The 21,876-nt window shown below is 60.8% G+C and carries 26 protein-coding genes and 1 pseudogene; 15 read left to right on the top strand and 12 right to left on the bottom strand.

The features are described 5' to 3' along the window. Positions 1 to 54 precede the first annotated feature (54 nt). Both DU502_RS04680 and DU502_RS04675 read left to right on the top strand, forming a co-directional pair. Entirely contained in the window at positions 55 to 1,221 is a 1,167-nt protein-coding gene (locus tag DU502_RS04680; RefSeq protein ID WP_121919547.1) for an acyl-CoA dehydrogenase family protein, read from the top strand. After that, entirely contained in the window at positions 1,221 to 2,978 is a 1,758-nt protein-coding gene (locus DU502_RS04675; RefSeq protein ID WP_121919548.1) for an acyl-CoA carboxylase subunit beta, read from the top strand. Before DU502_RS04680 ends, DU502_RS04675 begins: the two co-directional genes overlap by 1 nt. Positions 2,979 to 2,987: 9 nt before the next feature. On the opposite strand, the gene DU502_RS04670 is transcribed toward DU502_RS04675, so the two are convergent. After that, the gene (locus DU502_RS04670; protein WP_241966780.1) at positions 2,988 to 3,512 is read right to left on the bottom strand and encodes an OsmC family protein; all 525 of its coding nucleotides are present in this window, start codon (positions 3,510 to 3,512) and stop codon (positions 2,988 to 2,990) included. A 181-nt stretch (positions 3,513 to 3,693) separates the two neighbouring features. Here DU502_RS04670 and DU502_RS04665 point away from each other — a divergent pair, with 181 nt between their 5' ends. Beyond that, positions 3,694 to 4,149: a MaoC family dehydratase gene (locus DU502_RS04665; protein ID WP_338418621.1), complete on the top strand. Its 456-nt coding sequence runs from the start codon at positions 3,694 to 3,696 to the stop codon at positions 4,147 to 4,149. Between the two features lie 131 nt (positions 4,150 to 4,280). Continuing rightward, complete coding sequence (locus DU502_RS04660) at positions 4,281 to 4,484, top strand: DUF7511 domain-containing protein (protein WP_199722673.1); 204 nt, start codon at positions 4,281 to 4,283, stop codon at positions 4,482 to 4,484. On the opposite strand, the gene DU502_RS04655 is transcribed toward DU502_RS04660, so the two are convergent. Continuing rightward, positions 4,481 to 5,428: a 3-hydroxyacyl-CoA dehydrogenase family protein gene (locus DU502_RS04655; RefSeq protein ID WP_121919550.1), complete on the bottom strand. Its 948-nt coding sequence runs from the start codon at positions 5,426 to 5,428 to the stop codon at positions 4,481 to 4,483. The genes DU502_RS04660 and DU502_RS04655 overlap by 4 nt on opposite strands. Positions 5,429 to 5,527: 99 nt before the next feature. Between DU502_RS04655 and DU502_RS04650 the strand changes: the two genes are divergently transcribed. Together DU502_RS04650 and DU502_RS04645 are read left to right on the top strand one after the other, a co-directional pair. After that, positions 5,528 to 5,764 (top strand): DUF7542 family protein, encoded by a 237-nt coding sequence (locus DU502_RS04650; RefSeq protein ID WP_121919551.1) that lies wholly within the window; start codon positions 5,528 to 5,530, stop codon positions 5,762 to 5,764. A gap of 80 nt (positions 5,765 to 5,844) precedes the next feature. Beyond that, positions 5,845 to 6,246, top strand: a complete 402-nt coding sequence (locus DU502_RS04645; protein ID WP_121919552.1) for an acyl-CoA thioesterase — start codon at positions 5,845 to 5,847, stop codon at positions 6,244 to 6,246. On the opposite strand, the gene DU502_RS04640 is transcribed toward DU502_RS04645, so the two are convergent. Then, the gene (locus DU502_RS04640; protein WP_121919553.1) at positions 6,243 to 8,294 is read right to left on the bottom strand and encodes a DEAD/DEAH box helicase; all 2,052 of its coding nucleotides are present in this window, start codon (positions 8,292 to 8,294) and stop codon (positions 6,243 to 6,245) included. The genes DU502_RS04645 and DU502_RS04640 overlap by 4 nt on opposite strands. A 273-nt stretch (positions 8,295 to 8,567) precedes the next feature. Between DU502_RS04640 and DU502_RS04635 the strand changes: the two genes are divergently transcribed. Continuing rightward, entirely contained in the window at positions 8,568 to 9,827 is a 1,260-nt protein-coding gene (locus tag DU502_RS04635; RefSeq protein WP_121919554.1) for an inorganic phosphate transporter, read from the top strand. A 123-nt stretch (positions 9,828 to 9,950) separates the two neighbouring features. Here DU502_RS04635 and DU502_RS04630 read toward each other — a convergent pair whose 3' ends face one another. Then, positions 9,951 to 10,370 (bottom strand): universal stress protein, encoded by a 420-nt coding sequence (locus DU502_RS04630; protein WP_121919555.1) that lies wholly within the window; start codon positions 10,368 to 10,370, stop codon positions 9,951 to 9,953. A gap of 306 nt (positions 10,371 to 10,676) precedes the next feature. Between DU502_RS04630 and DU502_RS04625 the strand changes: the two genes are divergently transcribed. Further along, positions 10,677 to 11,123 carry a universal stress protein gene (locus DU502_RS04625; protein ID WP_121919556.1) on the top strand — a complete coding sequence of 149 codons (447 nt, stop codon included), beginning with the start codon at positions 10,677 to 10,679 and terminating at the stop codon, positions 11,121 to 11,123. 370 nt (positions 11,124 to 11,493) lie between these two features. On the opposite strand, the gene DU502_RS19025 is transcribed toward DU502_RS04625, so the two are convergent. The 5 genes from DU502_RS19025 to DU502_RS18840 all read right to left on the bottom strand — a co-directional run bounded on the left by DU502_RS19025 (position 11,494) and on the right by DU502_RS18840 (position 14,254). Further along, positions 11,494 to 11,745 (bottom strand): HalOD1 output domain-containing protein, encoded by a 252-nt coding sequence (locus tag DU502_RS19025; RefSeq protein ID WP_158601138.1) that lies wholly within the window; start codon positions 11,743 to 11,745, stop codon positions 11,494 to 11,496. Positions 11,746 to 11,828: 83 nt separating this feature from the next. Next, on the bottom strand, positions 11,829 to 12,068 hold the full coding sequence (locus DU502_RS04620) for a UPF0058 family protein (protein ID WP_121919557.1): 240 nt from the start codon (positions 12,066 to 12,068) through the stop codon (positions 11,829 to 11,831). Positions 12,069 to 12,367: 299 nt separating this feature from the next. Next, positions 12,368 to 13,078: a hypothetical protein gene (locus tag DU502_RS04615; protein WP_124897018.1), complete on the bottom strand. Its 711-nt coding sequence runs from the start codon at positions 13,076 to 13,078 to the stop codon at positions 12,368 to 12,370. Between the two features lie 337 nt (positions 13,079 to 13,415). Continuing rightward, positions 13,416 to 13,790: a hypothetical protein gene (locus DU502_RS04610; RefSeq protein WP_124897017.1), complete on the bottom strand. Its 375-nt coding sequence runs from the start codon at positions 13,788 to 13,790 to the stop codon at positions 13,416 to 13,418. Between the two features lie 272 nt (positions 13,791 to 14,062). Then, positions 14,063 to 14,254, bottom strand: coding sequence for an ATP-binding protein (locus DU502_RS18840; RefSeq protein ID WP_121919559.1), 192 nt, complete (start codon positions 14,252 to 14,254; stop codon positions 14,063 to 14,065). A gap of 718 nt (positions 14,255 to 14,972) precedes the next feature. Here DU502_RS18840 and DU502_RS18530 point away from each other — a divergent pair. The 3 genes from DU502_RS18530 to DU502_RS04590 are packed head-to-tail and all read left to right on the top strand — an operon-like array spanning position 14,973 to position 16,638. After that, positions 14,973 to 15,443, top strand: a complete 471-nt coding sequence (locus tag DU502_RS18530; RefSeq protein ID WP_208020323.1) for a Rossmann-fold NAD(P)-binding domain-containing protein — start codon at positions 14,973 to 14,975, stop codon at positions 15,441 to 15,443. Next, positions 15,338 to 15,856, top strand: coding sequence for an NAD(P)-dependent oxidoreductase (locus DU502_RS18525; protein ID WP_243695928.1), 519 nt, complete (start codon positions 15,338 to 15,340; stop codon positions 15,854 to 15,856). Before DU502_RS18530 ends, DU502_RS18525 begins: the two co-directional genes overlap by 106 nt. Continuing rightward, entirely contained in the window at positions 15,853 to 16,638 is a 786-nt protein-coding gene (locus tag DU502_RS04590) for an HpcH/HpaI aldolase family protein (RefSeq protein WP_121919561.1), read from the top strand. The genes DU502_RS18525 and DU502_RS04590 overlap by 4 nt, the downstream gene beginning before the upstream one ends. A gap of 391 nt (positions 16,639 to 17,029) precedes the next feature. Here the strand turns inward: DU502_RS04590 and DU502_RS04585 are convergent, their stop codons facing one another. The 3 genes from DU502_RS04585 to DU502_RS04575 form a co-directional block, all read right to left on the bottom strand. Beyond that, a complete protein-coding gene (locus DU502_RS04585) occupies positions 17,030 to 17,803 on the bottom strand; it encodes a helix-hairpin-helix domain-containing protein (protein WP_158601139.1) in 774 nt (257 codons plus the stop codon). 322 nt (positions 17,804 to 18,125) lie between these two features. Continuing rightward, a complete protein-coding gene (locus DU502_RS04580) occupies positions 18,126 to 18,659 on the bottom strand; it encodes a hypothetical protein (protein WP_121919563.1) in 534 nt (177 codons plus the stop codon). A 108-nt stretch (positions 18,660 to 18,767) separates the two neighbouring features. Beyond that, the gene (locus DU502_RS04575; protein WP_121919564.1) at positions 18,768 to 19,112 is read right to left on the bottom strand and encodes an ATP-binding protein; all 345 of its coding nucleotides are present in this window, start codon (positions 19,110 to 19,112) and stop codon (positions 18,768 to 18,770) included. Positions 19,113 to 19,180: 68 nt separating this feature from the next. On the opposite strand from DU502_RS04575, the gene DU502_RS04570 reads away from it, so the two are divergent. The 4 genes and pseudogenes from DU502_RS04570 to DU502_RS04555 form a co-directional block, all read left to right on the top strand. Continuing rightward, the gene (locus tag DU502_RS04570; protein WP_121919565.1) at positions 19,181 to 20,146 is read left to right on the top strand and encodes a cation diffusion facilitator family transporter; all 966 of its coding nucleotides are present in this window, start codon (positions 19,181 to 19,183) and stop codon (positions 20,144 to 20,146) included. A gap of 398 nt (positions 20,147 to 20,544) precedes the next feature. Further along, positions 20,545 to 20,847, top strand: a complete 303-nt coding sequence (locus tag DU502_RS04565; RefSeq protein ID WP_121919566.1) for an antibiotic biosynthesis monooxygenase — start codon at positions 20,545 to 20,547, stop codon at positions 20,845 to 20,847. Next, positions 20,844 to 21,281, top strand: a complete 438-nt coding sequence (locus DU502_RS04560; RefSeq protein WP_121919567.1) for a YybH family protein — start codon at positions 20,844 to 20,846, stop codon at positions 21,279 to 21,281. The genes DU502_RS04565 and DU502_RS04560 overlap by 4 nt, the downstream gene beginning before the upstream one ends. Positions 21,282 to 21,379: 98 nt before the next feature. After that, a pseudogene (locus DU502_RS04555) lies at positions 21,380 to 21,787 on the top strand (SRPBCC family protein); the annotation flags it as partial. Between the last annotated feature and the right edge of the window lie 89 nt (positions 21,788 to 21,876).

The raw sequence follows: 21,876 nt of genomic DNA, 5'->3' as shown, positions 1-21,876 counted from the left end.
GATTGGTGTGTGAACGAGCCGCACATATACGTGCCCGCGCCACGGAGAGGGAGTATGGAGTTCGACGCGCCACCCGAACACGCGCTGATCCGGTCGACGGCCGAGGACATCGCGTCCGAGTACGGTCCCGAGTACTGGCGCGAACGGGAAGAAGCGGGCGAGTTCGCAGGCGACTTCTGGGACGAACTCGGCGAGGCCGGCTTTCACGGCCTGTTGATTCCCGAGGAGTACGACGGCGCCGGCATGGGCCTGCAGGAGATGGGTCTCGCGATGGAGACGCTGTGTGCCGAGGGGTGTGGCATGGCCGGGACGTGGTATCTCGTCGTCACCGCGGGCATGGCCGCCATCGCCCTCCGCGAATCGGGCACGGAGGAGCAAAAGGAGGAGTACCTGCGCGACATCGCCACCGGCGACCGCGTCTTCTCCTTTGCCATCACGGAACCCGAGGCGGGCACGAACACGCTGAACGTCGGCACTCGCGCCGAACGCGACGGCGACGAGTACGTCCTGAACGGCAAGAAGGCGTGGATCACGTTCGCGGACCGCGCCGACGACATGATCCTCGTCACGCGCACGACGCCCCGGGACGAAGTGGAGAAGCCGACCAACGGCCTGAGCCTCTTCGTCGTCGACATGGACGGCCCCGGCATCGAGGTATCGCCCATCCCGAAACACGCGATGAACTACTCCAAGTCGTGTGAGGTGTTCATCGAGGACGTGCGCGTCCCCGAATCCGCCCTCCTCGGCGAGGAGGGCGAGGGCTGGTGGCACCTCGTCGAGACGCTCAACCCCGAACGCGTCGGGTTCGCCGCCGCGGCGACGGGCATCGCGGAACTCGCGGTGTCGAAAGCCGTCGCCTACACCAACGACCGCGAGGTGTTCGACGCCCCCATCGGCACGCATCAGGCCGTCTCGTTCCCCATCACGCAGGCGTACACGAACGTCGAGACGGCGCGCCTGATGCGCCAGAAGGCGGCGTGGCTGTTCGACGAGGGGCGCGAGTGTGGCTACGAGACGAACGTCGCGAAGGCCGCCGCGGTGGAGGCGGGCATCGACGCCGTCTACCACGCCATGCAGGCGTTCGGCGGGTGGGGGTACGCGAAGGAGTACGACGTGGAGCGCTGGTGGCGCGAGATCAACCTCACCCGTCTCGCACCCGTCACCCAGCAGATGGCGTACAACCACATCGCCCAGTCGATGGGGTTCCCGAGGTCCTACTGATGACGCGGGACGTACGCGTCCCCGATCCCACGGCGGAGGAGGCGGAGGCCATCGCCCGCGCCCTCGCCGTCCGGTTCGGGGAGCGGGTCCGGGTGTTCGACGAGGACGGCGACGACCCGATTGCCGAGGGCGACCCGCCCGAGGGCGGCGTGAGCGGGCGGCCGAGCGAGGACGACACCGCCGATACCGACGCCGGGCCGACCGACCGCGAAGACCGCCTCTGGGACGAAATCGAGGACATCCTGCAGGGCGGCCCGGAGAAGTACCGCGAGCGACAGGAGGAGGCGAGCAAACTGTTCGTCCGCGACCGCCTCGATCTGTGGTTCGAGGGGCTAACCTTCGAGGACGGCAAGTTCGCGAACTTCGACGCGTGGCATCCGAACGCACCGGACGCCGACAAGTCGGACCGCCTCCCTGCCGACGGCCTGATCACCGGTGCGGCGACGTTCGAGGGGCGCGCGGTCCACGTCATGGCCAACGACTACACGGTCAAGGCGGGGTCGATGGCCCGACGGGGCGTCGAGAAACTGCTCCGCCTCCAGCAACGCGCGCTCAAGAACGGCAAACCGGCACTCTACCTGATGGACTCCTCTGGCGGCCGGATCGACCAGCAGACCGGCTTCTTCGCCAACCGCGAGGGGATCGGGAAGGTGTACTACAACCACTCGATGCTCTCCGGACGCGTCCCGCAGATCTGCGTCCTCTACGGCCCGTGTATCGCCGGCGCGGCCTACACCCCCATCTTCGCCGACTTCACGATCATGGTCGAGGGGTCGGCCATGGCTATCGCCTCGCCCCGGATGGTCGAGATGGTGACGGGCGAGGACATCACGCTGGACGAGTTGGGCGGCCCCGCCGTCCACGCCGCCGAATCGGGGAGCGCCGACCTCGTCGCCCGCGACGAGGAACACGCCCGCGAACTCGTCGCGCGCCTGCTCTCGTACCTGCCCGACAACGCCGACGCCGACCCGCCACGGACCGAGGGGGTGGCACCCGCGAAGTCGCCGGACGGCATCGACTCGGTCGTCCCCGAATCCCCGCGAAAGGGGTACGACGTGCGCGACCTGATCGAACGGATCGTCGACGCCGGCTCCCTGTTCGAACTGAAACCGGAGTACGGCGCGGAGATCGTCACGGCGTTCGCTCGCCTCGACGGCCGGCCGGTGGGCATCGTCGCCAATCAGCCCGCGACCCGCGCGGGCGCTATCTTCCCCGACTCGGCCGAGAAGGCGGCGGAGTTCGTCTGGACCTGTGACGCCTACGGGATTCCCCTGCTCTATCTCTGTGATACGCCCGGATTCATGGCTGGCTCACAGGTCGAGACGGAGGGGATTCTGGAGAAGGGGAAAAAGATGATCTACGCGGCGGCGTCGGCGACGGTACCCAAACAGTGCGTCGTCGTGCGGAAGGCCTACGGCGCGGGCATCTACGCCATGTCGGGACCGGCGTACGAACCCGATTCGACGCTCGCGCTCCCGGGCGGTGAAATCGCGATCATGGGCCCGGAGGCGGCGATCAACGCCGTCTACGCCCGAAAACTCGCTGCCATCGACGACCCCGAGGAGCGGGCACGGGAGGAAGACCGCCTCCGCGAGGAGTACCGTCGCGACATCGACGTGCATCGCATGGCGAGCGAGGTGGTCATCGACGAAATCGTGCCACCCAGCACGCTCCGCGACGAACTCGTCTCGCGGTTCGACTTCTACGAGACGATGGAGAAGGATCTGCCCGACAAGAAACACGGGACGATCCTCTAGTCGCTATGGCTACGTCTCGATCTCCGTCTTGACGTCCACCTCGTTTCGGATGATGTCAAGCACGGGCGAAATCGCTTCGCCGACATCACGGAGTTCCTCGATTTTCTCCTCGGGACCGTCGGCGTCGAGATGCATCGTACACCGGATTTCGTCGTAGCCACCGCGTACGTCCTCGTCGACACCCAGGAAGCCCCGGAGGTCGAGATCACCCTCGAGTTCGAACCGCATTTCGTTGATTTCGACGCCCATCGCGGCTCCGTGCGCGGAGTAACCGATAGCCAGACACGAGCCGAGCGCGGCGAGAACGTACTCTACCGGATTCGGCCCCTTCCGCTCTCCCAGCAACTGCTCCGGTTCGTCCGAGGTGACCAGGAACTCCGGACTCTCCCCGCTGGCGTTGTCTATCGCCGTCCGGCATTCGAGCCCACTCACCAGTTCCGTCTCCGCCTCGAACGTCAACTTCCCCGTCTCGGGGTCAGTCTGCACCTTCTCAGCCAGCGACCCCAGCCGGTCCACGTCCACGTTGTTTATCACTATTAACCACCGTAATTTCGGGATTAGCCACGATCACTTAAGTCCATCCGATCATTTCACCAATACATATGAAAATCGAACATTCTTTTCGGCCGAATTATATATCGGCGTCGGCCGACGCTCCGGCGACTCCATCGGCCACGCGGCGAAGAACGGGGGAACGGTCTTGTCGTTCCGCCGAATGGATACACCGATGACCGGGCTCTACTACGAGGAATTCGAGGTGGGGGAGACGTACGACCACGACAAGCGCCGGACGATCACCGAGAGCGACAACCAGCGCTTCTGCGACATGACGATGAACCAACAGCCACTCCACCTCGACGCCGAATTCGCCGCGGAGACGGAGTTTGGGGAGCGGATCGTCAACGGCCTCTACACCATGAGCCTCGCGGTGGGGCTGTCCGTCCCGGACACCACCGACGGCACCATCGTCGCCAACCTCGCGTACGACGACGTGGAACACCCCGCACCCGTCTACCACGGCGACACCCTCCGCGCGCGGACGACCGTCACCGACAAACGCGAGACGAGCGACGGCGAACGCGGTGTCGTCACCATGCACGTCGAGGCGTTCGTCGAGGATCGGCTGGTCTGCGAGTTCGACCGCACCGTCCTCGCGCGCAAGCGGCCGTAATCTCCAGTCGAAATGATTGGGTAGTCTACATTGTGAACAGTTGTCGCAGGGAGCGACACCGGAGATATCGACGGCGCCGTACTCAACATAGCAGGCACTAAACGTCTCCGTGAACGAGCGACTGGTGGGTCATGTCGAACACCTCAACGCCCGACGACGTCCCGGCCGTCCACGACACGAACGACGACGGCCGCCTCCGCTCCGTCGTCGTCACTTACGAGGGGACGCCCGACCGGCAGACGCTCTACCCGCCCGAGGCGACGGAGACGGAACGCCTCACCCACTGGTTGACCGCCGACGCCGACGCGTTCCACCACCTCGACGAGATGCGCTAGTCCAGCGCCCGCATAATCGCCACCACCCGCTCGTTGCGCCGCCGGATCACGTCCGACGGCGATTCGTCGTACTCGTGGAAACCCGCGCCGTCGTCGACGCCGCCCCGCCCCGCGTCCAGTCGCTCCTCGAACACCGGTCCCGGTTCGTCCGCGTCGCTCAGGTGTGGATAGAGGTTCGCTGCGATGTCCCGAAAGAGTTCGAGACCGGCGAGATCCGCCGTCTCGAACGGCCCGACGACCGCCGTCCGCAGGGCGTAGCCATCGCGGACCGCCCGCTCGACGTCTTCTAACGAGGCGACACCCTCCGCCACCAGATGCGTACACTCCCGGAGCACGGCGAACTGGATGCGGTTCCAGACGAAGCCGGGCACGTCGCGTTCGACCCGGATCGGCTGGCGGTCGACCGCCTCGACGAACGCCGCCGTGCGGTCGACCGTCTCGTCGCTCGTCTCCGTGCCCCGCACCACCTCGACAGTCGGCAGCAGGTAGGGCGGATTCCACCAGTGACAGCCGACGACCCGGTCGGCCGCCTCCGGCACCGTCGCCGCGATATCCGTGATCGGGATGCCCGAGGTGTTGGTCGCGAGGACGGCGTCGTCCGGCGCGGCCGCCGCCAGCGTCCCGAACACGTCTTCTTTCACCGCGAGGTCCTCGGAGACGGTTTCGATCACGAGGTCCACGTCGGCGACGGCGGCCGCGGTGTCGAGCGTGTAGTCGATGCGGGTGCGGACGGCGTCGGGGTCGGCGTCGAGCCATCCCTCCGAATCGAGGAAGTCGAGGGCGTCGTCGATGCCGCGACGGGCGTCGTCGAGGTTCGACTCGCGGTGGTCGACGAGCGTCACGCCCGCACCGTGGCGGGCGAACTGGAGCGCGAGGCCGTGGCCCATCGTGCCGGCGCCGACGACGGCGACGGCCGACGGCGTCGATGGCGTGGTCGAAGACATGGCCACACAGTCGGCGGTGGGGCGCATAAATCTCCGCTCCGGTGTGCGGCGACGGGGTAACCCGCGAGGTTAAATACGCTCCGGGCGTCGATTCGGACGATGGCCGAGAAGCGAGCGACGGTAACCTGTCCGGACTGCGACCGGCGCGAGACGTTCGACAAACTCGCGACGGCACGCTCGTTCATCGAGACACACCGCGACGAAACTGGTCACGAAGCGACGTGGGACCTCCACCGTCTCGACGCCGGCGTCGAACGCGCCGGGCGTGAGGCGGGCGTCTGTGGCCGCCCGGAGTGTACGGCCGAGGACTCGCCCCTCTATCTGGGCGACCGGTGACCGGCGGTCACACCAGCGGACCGTCCACCGAGGGTTGCCCCCTCCGGTAGGCACAACTGTCCGGTCGTTCACCCACCGGTATGACCGACTTCGAGTACGAAACCGAGTTGCAGGTCCGCTTCCGCGACCTGGACGCGATGGGCCACGTCAACAACGCCGTCTACGCCACCTACCTCGAACAGGCGCGCGTCGACTACTACGACGAGATACTGGGCGTCGGCCTCGACGACATCGACACCGTCCTCGTGAACCTCCAGATCGACTACCGCCACGAAGTGAAACTCGACGACGAGACGGTGACGATTGCGATGGGCGTCCGCGATATCGGTCGGTCGAGCGTCACCGTCGCGTACGAGATGCGGGCCGGGGGGCAGGTGGCCGCCACCGCGGAGACGACGCAGGTCTACGTCGATCCCGAGGAGGGTGGGTCGCGGCCGCTCCCCGAGGCGTGGGTCGAGAAGATGGAGTCGCTCCGGTCCTAACCGTCGTCTTCGCGCAGTTCGAGTTCCGCCACCAGATCGTAAGGGTCCATCCCCTTCCGGATGCAGTCGAGGATGGCGAAGGCGTCGTCCGGCGAGAGGAAATGTCGGGTGACCGCGCGGCCGAGCGGCGTCGGTTCGAGGCCGTCGATGAACTCCCACTCCAGCAGTTTGCCGACCGCCTGCGTCGTCGGCACGTCACCGAGCATCCGGTCGTTGAGGCGCTTGGCCGCCTTACCCGCGACGGTGATGTTCGCCAGCGTCTCCTCCGCGGCCGCCGAAAGGTCGTAGACCGTGCGCACGTCCTCCATCTCCCCTTTCAACAGCTTGAAGGCCACCTCGTCTTCCGTCATCTCCATGCTATTGTGGTAGGTGCAGTCGGGTTCGACCAGCAGGTAGACGGTCCCCTGATCGTGGTAGTCGGGACGACCGGCGCGGCCGAGCATCTGCTCGAACTCCTGCACCGACAGCCACTCGATACCCATCGCCAGCGTGTCGAAGACGACCTGCGAGGCGGGAAAGTCGACGCCAGCGGCGAGTGCCGCCGTCGTCACCACCGCAGCGAGGTCCTGATTCCCGAACTGGCGTTCGACCTGCTTGCGCCGACCGTAATCGAGGCCGGCGTGATACGGCGCGGAGTCGTACTCTAGCTTTCGGGAAATCTCGTGACAGCGCCGCCGGGAGTTGGTGAAGATGATGGTCTGACCGCGATACCCCTTCGAGGACTTGCTGTCGAACTCCCGGCGCACGAGGCGGTTCTCGATGCGCGTCTTCTCCTGTGCGTCCGCGAAGGTGAGGTGGCGCTCGATGGGGACGGGGCGCTCCTCGAACTCGATGAGTGTCGCGCGCAAGTTCTTCGCCAGCCACTCGGGATTACCCACCGTCGCGGAGAGGTAGATCCACTGGGCGCCCGAATAGCCGTTCGACCCCTCGCGGCGCTCGCAGTAGTGTTTCAGCCGCGAGATCATCCCGTCGAGGCGATGGCCGCGCTCCCCCTCTTTCAGGGTGTGAATCTCGTCGATGACGACGGTCCCCACGTCGCCGAGATCCTTCCCCGTCCGCAGGGCGTGGTCGATGCCCTCGTAGGTACCGACGACCACGTCGGCGGAGGGGTCGAACCGCGCGCCGTCGTCGGTGACGCGACTGCCGCCGACCCGGATCGTCACGTCGACGAGGTCGCCGTACCGATCCTTGAAATTCTCCTCTTTCTGGTTGGCGAGGGCGACGAGAGGGACGAGAAAGAGCAGCTTCCCCTTCCCCTTCAGCGCGCGGTCGATACCGGCGAGTTCGCCCACGAGCGTCTTGCCCGTCGCCGTCGCGCTGACGACCAGTTGGTCGTCGCCATCGAGGAGACCGTTCCGGACGGAAAGACTCTGGACCGGCAGGAGAGAGTCGAAGCGGTTCGTGAGCTGGTTCTTCAGGTCTGGGTGGAGGTCGAGGTCGGCCGTCTGGACGGGGTCCACGTCCTCGACGGTCGCCCCGATTTCGTCGAACTTCGTGAGGTCAGGGTCGAGTTCCCCCTGCAGGAGGTTGGTGATCCGGTCGAGGTCCTGCACTTCGAGCAGGAGGTCTTCCAGTCGGTCCTCCGCGGCGCCGGTCAACCCCCCCGCGTACGCGAGTTCCGTGTCGAGTTCGCGTTTCGCGCAGTCGGGGCAGATGTAATCCCGGTCGGCCTTGATCGCGGTGTCCTCCGTGATGGGCGAGTAGCGCCCCTCGGAGGCGCAGTAGCGGCAGGTGCGGACCGTCAGGGCGTCGAGTTGGTAGCCGTCGAGCATCTCCTGCACCCGTTCGCGGCCCTCGGGAGAGGTCTGCTGGGAGATGCGGATGCGCTCGGCGCGGCGCGCGAGTTCGACGAACTGGCTCGGGTCGCGTGGCTCCTCGCTCGATCCCCTGAGGACCCGAAATCGGGCGGGGCGGGGGCCGGCGTCCGTCTCCTTGAGTTCGAGGACGGCCCGAAACACCCGGTCACCGTCGCGGGTGACGGCGACGAGGTAGTCGCCGTCGCGTTCGTGGAGGAAGAGCGTCTCGATCCGTCCGACCTGCCGTGACACGATTGCGGGTACGGGAACCGAGTATTTCAGGCGTTCGACTCCGGGTCGAAGCGACTCAACCGGAGTCGAGCCAGCGGCCGAGCGAAGCGAAGGCCCCCCGGTTGGACGCGGGGTGCTTGGCTACTGATACGTTCCGACAGTCGTGCTGAATACAGGGCGCAGATTCCGCATCGAAAGATCTTCCCGATCGAATTGACCGTCAATGCGGATGATGGCGCCGGGAGACGATACAAAAACACAACAATTTCGTCGCAGGCGGCCTGAAAGAGCCCCGTGGCGGAACTACTGATTCTCGTGGGAGTGATAGTGGCGGTGTTCGTCGGCTTCAATATCGGGGGATCATCGACCGGCGTTGCGTTCGGCCCGGCGGTCGGCAGCCGGATCGTCAGGAAGGTCACTGCCGGAGCGCTGTTTACCGTGTTCGCGTTCCTCGGCGCGTGGACGATCGGTCGCAACGTCATCACGACGATGAGTAGTCAAATCGTCGATGCAGCAGCCTTCACGCCCGCGGCGAGCGTCGGCGTCCTCTTTTTCACCGGTCTCGCGCTCCTGATATCGAACCTCTATGGCGTCCCGGCGTCGACCTCGATGACGGCCGTCGGGGCAATCGTCGGACTGGGGTTAGCAACGGGGACACTCAACGCCGCGCTGATGTTTACCATCCTGTCGGCGTGGATCGTCGCTCCGCTGATTGCCCTCTCTACGGGCGCGCTCATCGGCCGGTACCTGTATCCCTACCTCGACGCCACCTTCGCGTTCGGTCGCCTCACGAACCCGTTGATTGCCATCGATACCCGGAAGACGATTCCGCGGCTCTCGGTCAACGAGAACGTGTCTCCCCGGGATATAGGCGGCTCGGCACTCGTGGTGGTGATTGCCTGCTATATGGGGTTCAGCGCTGGAGCCTCGAACGCCGCGAACGCAGTCGCCCCCCTCGTCGGCAACGGAGCTATCGATCCCAGCCCGGCGATTCTTCTGGCGGTCGGGGCGATCAGCCTCGGCGGGTTCACGATCGCCCGACGGACGCTGGCGACCGTTGGCGATGACATCACTGACTTACCGATTCTGGCTGCGCTCATCGTCTCAACCGTGGGAGCGACGATCATCACGGTCCTGTCGTGGCTCGGGATTCCAGCCAGTCTCGCGGTGAGTACGACCAGTTGTATTATCGGGCTCGGATGGGGCCGAGCGAGCCGGGCACGAACGCTCGCAGAAATAGCCACACCGTCTCCTGGTGGCGAGTCCGGTCCGGTACTCACGACCGGCGCACTCAAGGCGCCGCCGGCTGAGAGCGCTCCGGATGTCGCCGCGAGCCCGACGGTCGGCGACCTCGCTGAGGGTGAGACGCCTGATCCAGACACACAGCAGGCGTCTCTGAACCGCGTACCACGGGTCGGCGAAGAAGAGCCCGAGGAACTGTCCGCCGAAAGCCTGTTCGATCCCGCGGCGACGGCTCGCATCGTGGCGCTCTGGGTGATTACGCCGACGATTTCGGTCGTGGGTGCGTACCTCCTGTTTTCACTTCTCATCTAAGAGAGCATCCCAACCGCTGGGACGGAACTGGATCTCGGTGGTACAAATAGTAGTCGGACTGATCAGTCGTACACCGTTAACTGTGCCCGAGCCCGTCTTTCCAGCGATCTTCGTGGAAGCCACTCACCGAGCAACAATTACAGGGACGGGCGAGTTGCGGAACACTTTCTGGGCGACGTTCCCGATGACCAGTCGATCGACCAACGAGCCGCCGTGAGTTCCGATGACGACCGCATCGAAGTTATCGGCGCTGTTCAAAATCGCCCGAGCCGGATGCCCCAGCTGAACCTCAGTGGTGATTTCGATGTCGAACTCGGCGGCGAGTTTCCGGGCGTCATCGAATACCTCCTCCGCGCGCTCCTCGGCGGCCTCTTCGAGATTCTCCTCGAGAGCAAGTGACGTGGCTGTTCCCCCCCACGGTGACGGTCCGCCCACGACGTGCAAGACGGTAATATCCGCGTCAGGATGGTTCTCGAGAGCGTACTCGAGCGCCTGCAGGGCCATTTCCGAGTTGTCCATCGGCACGAGAATTCGTGAGATCATGAGACAGCTACGGGAGTGAAGTGAATAAAACGGTCGGCCGCTCGTTCGGATCATGAGGGTTTCGTATCTCTATCTGCTGAATACACCCTCTGTATTCAGCACGCGGCTCCTATCAGCTGTTGAGGGTTTCAACAGAGCCGATACGGGGTATCAAGGGCGACCTGTTCGTACTTGTTCTCGCACTTTTCGGTAAGTGAGACTCCGGGAGACATATCGAAGAAACACGGGCGTGTCGGTTGAAACAATTGCTTCTCGGGTTGTCGGACGGGACGGTCGATTTAACCGGTCCGGCGCCGAAGGTTTGGTATGGAATTACTTGTCGCAGTTGATGGCTCAGAAGAGAGCGATCGAGCGCTTGCGTACGCAACGGACATCGCTAACGCGACCGACGGATCGATCACGCTGATCCACGTGATCGAACCGGATGTCTATGACGCTGGTGGTGGGGAGCCGATATCCCCGTCCGACCGCAGGGACCGGCTAGTCATCGATAGTCTTGACGCCGCAGAGGAGCAGGGTCGAGCGATTGTAGACGAGGCGATCGAGTTTGCATCGGAGCGGGGGCAAACCGTGTCTGGAGAACTACTCTACGGCCAACCGGCGAAGGTGATATCCGAATACGCCGAGAAAGGGGAGTTCGAAACGCTCTACGTTGGTCACCGGGGCCGGTCGGAACGAACTATCGAGTTCCTGGGCAGCGTGGCACGAGACGTAGTTGAGCGTACTACCGTTCCGGTCACTGTCGTCAAGTAACACCGACTGATTCGATACACGCTACCCATCACCCTGGCCAGGCTCCTCTCGTGGAATCCCCGCGTGGCCGCCCATGGCGAAAAACACCGTGATCGTGATCCGGGCAGCGGAGCTTTTGGCGTATCCATTCCCGAGCACTGGTTAACGAACACACTCTCTTTCGTCGGTTCTCCAATCGGTTTGTTTTGCGAGATCTATACTCTGTATCTCGCACAGCGGTTCTATCAGAATCCGGACACGTTCCAGTGGCCGTGCTGTATAGAGCGCGCGTATCTTTCACGGCGGCACCTCCAGTTTTCGAGTGAGCAGATCGATCAGTGCACCAGACCTACTAAGCGTGATGAGACCCCGCTTTGATTCGGTCGCTATGTCACGAGGGAATCGAGATAGTGACTGACCGATCACTCCAGACCGAAACAAAGGAATCACTGTATTCGAACACGAGATTGCCTGCAAATTGCGGAGATTTGTCTGCCTCTGAGGAAAACAACGCATCAAATGCATCCACATCCAACGTGTCATGAAGTGGAGGAAGATCAGTGGGTGCACATCTTTCAACCTCAGCGACAGCACACAAGAGGGTAGAACTCGTCGATTGGCCCGCTTTCACTGTACGTTCCATACTTGTCTGTGGGGCTCCTGTCGGAAACTGTGAGCAATTTTTACTCAGATAATCACTACAGAACGTATATTCAACGCTGTGGATTACGGAGCCGATATCGCAGACTGCTCTTCTGTCAGCTCTTCGAGTGTCGCACTGAGGGTGGCAGCGAGGAATAGGACCGCCTCCTCGTGATCGCTTTTTGATTCGTGAATAGAGTATGCGTTTGTATCGAGCGCTACGTATTCGTTCTTGATCTCGGCTGAGATTGTGCCCTCATCGACCAGAGACTGCGTAACTTCGACGAGTAAGCCGTGAAGGTGTACGAGTTCCTGTTTTCGCATGGTTTCCTCTGGGAAGCGCGATTGGCTTCCCCCATACCCTTATTCTTGTATTATTGACATTAATTGGTCGCTTTTTAACTCCATGATTTGTTTTCGTTAAATGAGTGAACGATACGCAGACGGAGGACAGGAGAATATGCAATACGCAGTCTTGCTGAGCGGCTGGTTCAGCAGTCTCACCGTGAAATAAATACATCCGTCGTACTGACTACACGCTCTGTATCGGTCACGCCGATACTGACAGTTGCCCGGTAACTCGAGAAGGTGCTGCGATGATACACCGCGCGTATCTCGGCAACTCACTCTTCTCTGTGATCATCTCGTTCCTGTTTCAACCATTTTATTGAGACGGTGCGAATCAACTTTCTCGCATCAGAATGGGCCATCGGTTGCGGTGGTGAACTTGATATTTCCGGGTTAGCATGTCGTGCATCAAGCCCAAGGGCTTTTTTGTCGTTCGCTGTCCGCCGAAAATTCTTCCGTTCATCCTTCGAAATCCATCCTATCTCATGGACCTTTTCCCCCAGTTGTGCTTCAATATGCTCAAGAATCTTGCACAAGTTCATCCATCCATCACCTCTTTGCCATAACATCGCCAACTCAAATACAGCCCCATTACGTTCGACCAACTGAAAGAACTCCTGGTCATCGAATATGTCTCTATTGGTCAATCCTAACGCGTCACGCGCCTCCGATGTTGCATGCACCCGTACGGGATCTGGACGATCAAAAACATGAGTCTCACCATCTTCCTTGTAGAGCCCAGCCACTCTGAGTTCCTCAAATAAACCGTGATTCATTTCAATCACACCACTAAGTGTCTGAAGTATCTCCTGAGCTTGTCGCCAGACCTCATCAGAATCACCTCCACTTAGTTGATCAAACCTACTGGATTCGAGAAAGAACTTGCCATACTCTGGATCAGAGACAACCCGAGGGTCGTCGTTAAACGTTCTCTCTAAGAGTTTCAAGTCCTCGTGATTTCCGTCTATGCTTGCTCTCCAAGTCATGTTATCATTACACATACAGTCGCTCTCTTACTAAAATTTGGTCAATGCATACCTCCAACCTGAACCGCATGCGCAATGCTCGTGCTGAACCTATCCTCTGTATCGGTCACGGTGTTACTGACAGGGATCAAGTAGGTGACGCAGGTGTTGCTGTATACACCGCGCGTATTCAGCGGTTCAATGATGTGGAGCCAGCACCTCGAAAGCTCCTCAATGAATCCTTCTCTGTGTTGCCCGGATATCGGACGACAGCATTTCATATCTCCGGGCGGCCGCCGAAACTGACTCAGCTCGGCTATTTCTCTGCTATCCCGCCAAACAGTCCTACGAAGCGCTTTCAGACTCGGTCGAGAGCCCCGTCAATGTCCAGCGGGACTTCCTCACCGTTCACGTCGAACCTTTTGAACCAACTCTCCTCCATCTCTCGTTTGAGCGCCGCTCTGATCCCCGCGTGTGGATCGCTCTCCACGAAGTTTTGGAGCGACTCGTCACTCTCCCAAGCAGCAACCGCCCAGAACTTCCTCTGGGCTAATTTGGCGCGCAGAGCATAGCCGACCAGCCCGGTCGATTCGGAAAGTTGCGCTTCTATCTTCCGGGTGTGCCAGAGAACTTTTGACACGGTCAGATACCCCGAAGGGTGCAGATATCCGACGACACCCCGGAGTTCGGATTCCGGGTCAGGTTCGTTGAAGGACTGCCAGGCGAACTCCATGCCAATGGCTACCATACAACGCGGTTAGAGATAACCTTTCCGTCATTCCCCAAAGGCAGTGATCACGAGGAGGATTATGTTCGCTGGCGATGATGACGGCAATTCCGAGACTGATTGCTGAACCCACCCTCTGTATCGGGCACGTTGATACTGACAGAACCCAAGGGATCGGTTTAGTTAGTGCTGAATACAGGGCGCGTATCTCGCACAGAATCATCGCCATATTCGACTAGATCGGAGAGTACAACAAACTAATATTTGGGCCGATTCAGTCAGGGATCGCGCTCGGTGAGCGTGACACCGCTGATCTCGAAACGGGAACCGCCATCGTCGCTCTCGGTAACCGAGATGGTCCGGTCGTGCATCTCGACGAGACTCTTGACGATGTGCAGCGCGTATCCTGTGCCGTTCTCGCTCGTCGAATACCCCGCTTCGGCTCTGTTGAAATTCTCAGATTCTGACAGGAACTAGTTGCTGAATACAGAGGATGAATTCAGCACGACGATGTGTCCCGATTGAGATCACTCACTACAGATTATGCGTGTATTGTGCGGTTGTGATACGTTCCCCCCTCAAATGCTCTTGTCGTAAAGAGCAGTGTATACTCGAATGCCAAAGGCCAACCGTCGATCTCCCGTACCATCAGTTAATGAGCGAGTCAGAAGACACGGCCACGAGGCCAAAAATCTCAGTTGCAGTTGTAGACAAGTCACACACGAACGAAATCCCTGACAATATTGACTCTGAACTATATACGACAACGAGACCAGAGTCATCATTGGTTGAGTTTTCGGCTGATCCCGACGGTGAGTTGGCAGAGGCACTCAGGCGGAACGGATTCGACGTGTGAACTACTCCACTATTGATCGCTTGTTCTGTTGAGTTGGCCCTGTCGAACCCCGCAAGAGATAATATATTCCGGCGGTCGTGCTGAAGACAGAGGGCGAGCGTATCACCACAGTGACAAAGTTGGTCGCTGCGGACGTTACAGCTAACCTGGGCCGGGAGATCCCGGCGAAATCTATTTTTCTCTGATCCGCCGTAGAAAGTGTTCGTTTGATATACACTTTTCACGTCGTCGTGTGAGGTCTAGCTGTGTCCAGTACGTGGAACGTTCTACTTCCGAACGAAATCGATCAGTCGGGGCCGGAATCCATCGCGGATTTCGCAACGTGTACCGGAATGGACGAGTACGACAGCACCGAAGCGGCACTCGGCGAGATCGACCGGTACGACGCCGTCATTGTCAGGGTTGCATCCCTCGATGCGGACGTTATCGCCCGGGGCGATCGCCTGAAAGTCATCGCCAAACACGGGGCCGGACTCGATAACGTCGACACTGAGGCGAAGTCGAACCGTGGTATCGTGGTCTGCAACACCCCGGGTGCGAACGCACGGTCCGTCGCGGAACACGCGGTCGCATTGCTGCTTGCCGTCCGTCGCAACCTCCGGACTGCCGATAGACACGTCCGGTCGGGGGGGATCGGGGTGCGTTCACCGGCCACGAACTCACCGGCGATACGCTCGGACTGCTCGGCTTCGGGGCCATCGCAAGGGAAACGGCGGACCTCGCAGACGGGATGGGACAGACAGTCCTCGTCTACGACCCGTACGTCGTGGACGACGACGTGCCATCCCGGTTCAGGCGAGTGAGGAAGCTTTCGGAACTGTTCGCCGGCTCGGATGCGGTGAGTATCCACGCGCCGTTGACCTCGGAGACACGTGGCGCCGTTTCGACGGAGGAACTGGCTGCACTCGGTGAGCGTGGCATCCTCATCAATACGTCGCGGGGGGCGATCGTCGACGGAGAGGCGCTAGTCGAGGCACTGGAGACAGGCACCGTGGCGGGTGCGGGTCTCGACACGTTCGCGGCGGAGCCGCCTAGCGAGGACCACCCGCTCTACGATCGAGACGAGGTTCTTCTGACGCCCCACGTTGGGGGAGTGACCGACGAGGCACTCGCCCGGATGAGCCAGCGGGCGGCGGCGAACGTCCGCACCGTCTACGAGGGGGAGCTACCCCCGTCCACAGTGAACCGTGCCGAGTTGACGGAGGGTGACGTATGAGGACCCAAAACGGGCTCCGCCGCGCGATAGAGAACGGCGAAACGGTGTTCGGGGCCAGCGCAGCGACGTTCTCGCCCACGGTAGTCGAGACGTTGGGCACTATCGGTCTGGACTTCGTCTGGCTGGACTTCGAACACAGTGGGCCAAGCCCCTACGACAGCACCGTCTTCGAGGAGCTGACACGGGCCGCCGAGGTCGCCGACATCGAACTGCTGGTCCGACTGCCCAAACCAGAACCGCCACTCGTGCGGAAGGTCATCGACGCCGGTGTGCGGACGATTCTGCTCCCGCGCATCGAGACGGCCGCGGAACTCCAGCGTGGCGTCGAGGCAGCGTACTTTGCCTACGACGGCGACGTCGGCGACAGGGGGGTCGGCGTCGGCCGGTCGGGCAACTGGGAGGGGTACGTCGATAGTTTCGTCGGCGGCGAGGACAGCCAGGTGCTCGTCGGGACCATGATAGAGAACGAGCGAGCCGTTCAGAATATCGAGGATATCCTCGCAGTACCGCGACTGGGCTTTGCCTTCATCGGACCCGCGGACATGGCGATGTCGATGTCCGGTGGCGATCCCCTGGAGAAGAGCCCCGATCAGGTGACGGCGGCAATCGACCGAACGCTCGAGGCCTGTCTCGACGCTGGTGTGCCCGTCGGGCGGATTCGCAACAGCGTCGCGGAAGCGCAGGCCGCGGTCGACGCCGGCTACCAAATCGTCCGCATCGGGGGCGACCTCTCGGCGATCCGATCGACGCTCGGTGGGCGAATCGCAGAACTCCGGGACTGAGGGGTCGGTGCTGTGCGCGACTGCACGCTGTTGTCGTCAACACAAAACGGTCCCTGGAAGTTCCACCTCGACAGCACCCTCAAAATATGACTTCGGACGTGGCGGGGAACCCTTCGGCGGACACCACCTCCAGAAAAAGCGTAGCCCGTGTTCGGGCAATTATAAAAGAACGGCCTTGTTGAAACTCAAACGGTGATAGGTTTCAGCGGTCGTGCTGAATACAGAGGTTGCATCCAGCATGCTGGCTGCTCTCTGGCAAAATAAGGAAGCGAGACAGGGTCGGCCGTACACACTCTTGACCCGTTTCGACCACATGGTTCTGCCGACTACGTATCCGACGGGCTATCCGGTCGACCGTGTGATGCAAAGCAAAACACTAGGTCGGCAAAAATCACGCCTGGAGCTGCGCCGCTTCGATCCACTCGTTGGCCTGCTCTCGGGATACTTCCGCCGTCTCGGCGACCGTGTCGGTGCTGGCCTCGGCAAGGGCTTCGAAGGACTCGATGCCCTGGTCCTGGAGTCGGTCGACGTACGTCGAGCCGATGCCTTTGATGGTGTCGAGCGATTCGACTTGTACCTCTACCTGTTGGTCCGCTATCTCGGCGATATCGTCGTGCATGTCCTCGACGTGCTGTTGGAGTTCGGTGGCCTGCTCTTCGAACTGCGCGAACTGGGTCTCGAACTCGGCCTGAAGCTCCTCAAGGTTGCCTTCGAGGTCTTCGACGGCCTCGACGGTCTGCCCTTGGACATCCGCGTGGGCGTCCAGAACCGCCTCGAACTGCTCGTTGAGAACCTCGATGACCCTCTCGAAGAGTTCGTCGACGGACTCGCTGCCTTCCTGCGCGTTCGCCTCGATGGCCTCGATGGCTTCGACCTGGTTGGCTTCGAGAGCGTCGAGTTGTTCGTCGACGGTAGTGCGGAAGTCATCGAGTAGGTCCTCTTGACCGGGCGTCGTGGACTCGACGGCGTCGAAGTACACATCGACGACCGTACGGACGGCGTCGTAGCCGCGCTCGTTTGCCTGCTTTGCGGGGCCGAAGTCGACGAATGCCTCGCCGAATTCCTGCTGGGTTTCGACACCGCGTTTGACGGCTTCGTGTGTCTGCTCGATCGCGTTTCGCTGGAGGGCGAATACGGCACTGACGGGAGAGTTGGGTTCGCTCATTGTAGTTGAACAGAGGGGACGCACACGTATAACTCTACCCCTGAATACCATTCAATACCATCAGATGGTTTTCTATGGTTGGAATTTCTGATGTACAGTAATTCATGTCCCAACAGGCACTGCTGTTGAGAGAGCGCCGATGCTGTGAAATGCGACTGCATGATACGGATCGGTCGGCTACGAACTCCGATGGACGGGAGATTCTTGGGCCGGGATGATGGATACGCGCTGTGTATCCAGCAGTGCCTTCGGCAACTACTCGATATCTGTCAGTAACGGCGTGACCGATACAGAGGCCATGTTCACTGGGGCGCTACCGCTTTCAGTCCGAGCAAGTCAGATTCGGATTGGAATCCGAGAACCGTCCGCTCGGGTTCTCGGTGAACAACCAGACGTGGAGTCCATAGTGCGTAGGCTGTCCTGAATAATGGTCCTCCATCGGTCCACGAAACATGTGCCGGTCATCACCAGCAAAGAGTACAGGAGGCTCCTCGACCTCGCTCGCAGGGACGAACCACTCGGCCCCCATTAGTTCGTACTGATCGGTGTCTGTTCGTTCATACAGGAGCACGTCCGGAACGTCGTAGGATACCTGGGTGATATCGTCTCTCACGAACGGAGTACCCAGCCCCTCGATACAGGTTCCGGTATTTCGATAGCCATCGTCGATCGCCTTCTCGTGGTTCCGGTAGCCCTCCAACTGGAGCTTCGCATCGTCAATCGTCGCTCCCGAGCCGCTTTGCCCTGCGCCACCGTCGGCCGACGTATCCGGTTGGCCGAGACACCCAGGCGCCCAGACGGGAAGTGCTGCCAACGCAGAGAGGAGATGCCGCCTGTTCACAACAGGATTTGTCATCTCATGTATATAAGCTCGGCGGCCATAAACGACGAATGCGAGCGAAACACGAATCCCCTGAATACCAGTGCTCCCGGAAAAATCCCTTGCGAGATACGCGCGCTGTATTCAGCACGGCTCCAAGAACATATCACCGGTTGAGGACTTCAACAGAGCCCACGCTTCGAAAATGATGTCCCGCTCGGCAGCAGGAACGCCAGAGCCGTCGTCTTCGACGTAGAATCCGCCTCTGTCCAGCGTCCCGACACGGATCAACGTCGCATCCCCGTGATCGAGAGCATTCCAATACAAGTTCTCGAATACCCGTCTGAGTTGGCTCGGATACGCCGCGAACTCGGCATCATCTGCATCTGGTAGGAGGTCAGTTGCAAGACCCGCGCGCTGTATGCAACACGGCCGCCGAAACCTATCAGTAACCGAAAATTTCACCAAGGCCGCGGATTCGTGTCTCACATAATCACAACCAAATCCACTGTGAAAAGTGAAGACTTGAAACGTTAGCGTGCCCCATCTTTTGGAAGATGGCTGCTGGGAGTACCGGCGTCGTTATCGCCGCATTAATCGCTAACGCCGGTATCACGGTGTTGAAATTTGGTGGGTTCTTGCTGACCGGGAGTCCAGCGATGCTTGCCGAAACCTACCACTCGATTTCCGACACGGGCAATCAGGTGCTGCTTCTGATCGGAATCAGAAACAGCAAACAGCAGGCGTCCAGGGCCCACCCCTTCGGGCACGGGAAGTCCCAGTTCTTCTACGCGTTTCTCGTTTCGGTGCTGCTCTTCGGAGCCGCAGGATGGAAAAGCCTCACACACGGAATCTCCGAACTGCGCGCCGGCGGGCACGAAGTCGAAGCGGGGCCCGCGGAGTTTCTCGGAATCACGATCGATCTGCAGGCACCGGTCGACCCATTCTACATCGTGGTCGCCATCCTGCTCGGAGCGGTTGTCTTCGAGACGTACGCCTTCTCGAAGGCAAACGCCGAACTGCGACACCAGATGGAGGTCTACGACTGGACAGGCTATCGCCAGGCGTTTAGCAAGACGAGCGACATCACCACGCTGACTGCCTTCACGGAGGATGCAGTCGCACTGCTGGGACTCCTCGCCGCGCTTGTCGGAATCGCTGCGACACGCATCACCGGTAACCCCGCCTACGACGCCGCCGCCGCAGTCGTGATCGGGATTCTCCTGATGGTGTTTGCGGTGGCACTAGCGATCGAAAACAAGCGGCTCATCATTGGAGAAAGTCTCTCCGCAGACGTCGAGCGCAAACTGCGCACGGCCATCGAGTCCCATGACGGCGTCGTCCATCTCGATGACTTCCGGACAATGTTCATGGGGACTGGCAAGGTACTCGTCACCGCGGACGTGAGCTTCGACCCGGAACTCGTGACCGGCGACATTGACGAAGATGTCCAGCAGATCGAGCAGACACTGATCGACATCGACAATCGAGTAAAGCTGGTGTACATCGAGGCGGAACTGTGACCGTCTTTCGCCATTCGAGCTCGTGCACTGGCTACCCACGGTCTCACTGAAGCATGTGCTGAGTTCCTGAATCCGCCCCTGGGCCTTGTTTAGACGCTCCTGAAGACGTAGGTTAGTGGCTATGTCGGGTGAACAGAATTAGCCTGTGAATGCCTCTCTTTCCAATTTCGTTGTTCAGACAACGATCGGGAAGAGTGATCCGCACCGCGTCTAAACAAGGCTCGCGCTCTGTATCGGCCACGTCGCTATTGACAGATATCGAGTAGTTGCCGAAGGCACTGCTGGAATCCAGGGCGCGTATCGGCTACTGTGTGAGCATCGTCAAATAATCACAGTGTTAACATCTGTCACTGCTAGTATATGTAGATTCAGAACCATAATTATAGTGAGTAGTATGAATGACGACAATCTTCCTCAAGCACACCGTCGAGGACTACGACTCGTGGAAAGCAGGATTCGACGACCACGCGAACACCCGTGAAGAGTACGGCTCCCACGAGGACTACCGCCTGTTCCACGAGACTGGAAGCCCGAACGAGATCGTGATGGTAGGTGAGTGGGAGAGTGCGGAGGCATTCCAGCGGTTCATGGAAGAATCTGACGTCAAGGAGAAGATGGGCGAACTCGGTGTCATCAGCGAACCGGAAGTGTACATCCTCGAGGAGACCGAGGCGGAGACCTCTGGAGCGACCAGCACATGAGCCAATCACATCCCGAAGCAGACGCTGTCCGAGACGCATCCGACCAGTTCTACAGTGCACTGGACGAGATGGCGAAGGGCGATGCCAGTTCCATGGCGGACGTCTGGTCACACGAGGACGACGTGACGACCATGCACCCGATCGGTGGACGGGAGGAGGGCTGGGACGCCGTCAAAGGGTCCTGGGAGGGAGTCGCATCGATGAGTGAGGGTGGGGAGGTCACCCGCACGGACCAGCTCGTCCGCGTCACCGGCGACCTTGCATACGAACTCTGCACCGAGTCGGCGTCGATGACCCTTGCGGGTGAGCAGCTCTCCCTGGAGGGCCGGGCGACCAACGTCTACCGGAAGGAGAACGGCGAGTGGAAAGTCGTCCACCACCACGCCGATCTCCACACCGAGTTCGCCGAGATGATTGCGAACATGGGTGCCTGAACGACCGACGAGAATGTAGCGATGGAGATACACACACATGACGTCCCTCGACCACGAAATCGGGATCGAAGCGCCTATCGAGGTATGTTTTCGAATGGGGGACCACCCCCGAGAACTGGATGCGTTCGCCCCCTGCCCTCATCAACGTCGAAGTCATCGATGAGACCGACGAGGGGACTCACTACCGGAACACGCTCAAGATACTCGGGCGTACCACTACCAGCGACGAACTGTACACGGCCGACGAAGAGAACTACCGCACTACTTCAGTGTACGACGACGAGGACTTTAGCGGCGAACTGTTCTTCGACCACACCGAAACCGAGGCCGGGACGCACGTCCGCCTGCACGGCGACATCGAAATCGGCACCTCGCTGTTCGAGCGAGCGCTTCGACCCGTTGTCACTCGCTACATGAACCGCCAGTACCGGAACTCTCTGATGACGATGAAGGAACTCATCGAGGTCGAGTACGCCGCCCAAGAGCCCGAACCCGTCGAATCCTGACTGGAGACCTCCGATACGCCGCCAGCCTGACTTCTACAGATGAGGGCTTGTTGAAACCCTCAACCGGCGATAGGTTTCCGGAGTCGTGC

Source organism: Haloplanus aerogenes, from assembly GCF_003856835.1.
In the GTDB taxonomy this organism is placed as follows: Archaea; Halobacteriota; Halobacteria; order Halobacteriales; family Haloferacaceae; genus Haloplanus; species Haloplanus aerogenes.
The sequence above is the reverse complement of the archived record's forward strand: the minus strand, read 5'-3'. Positions and strand labels throughout refer to the sequence as shown.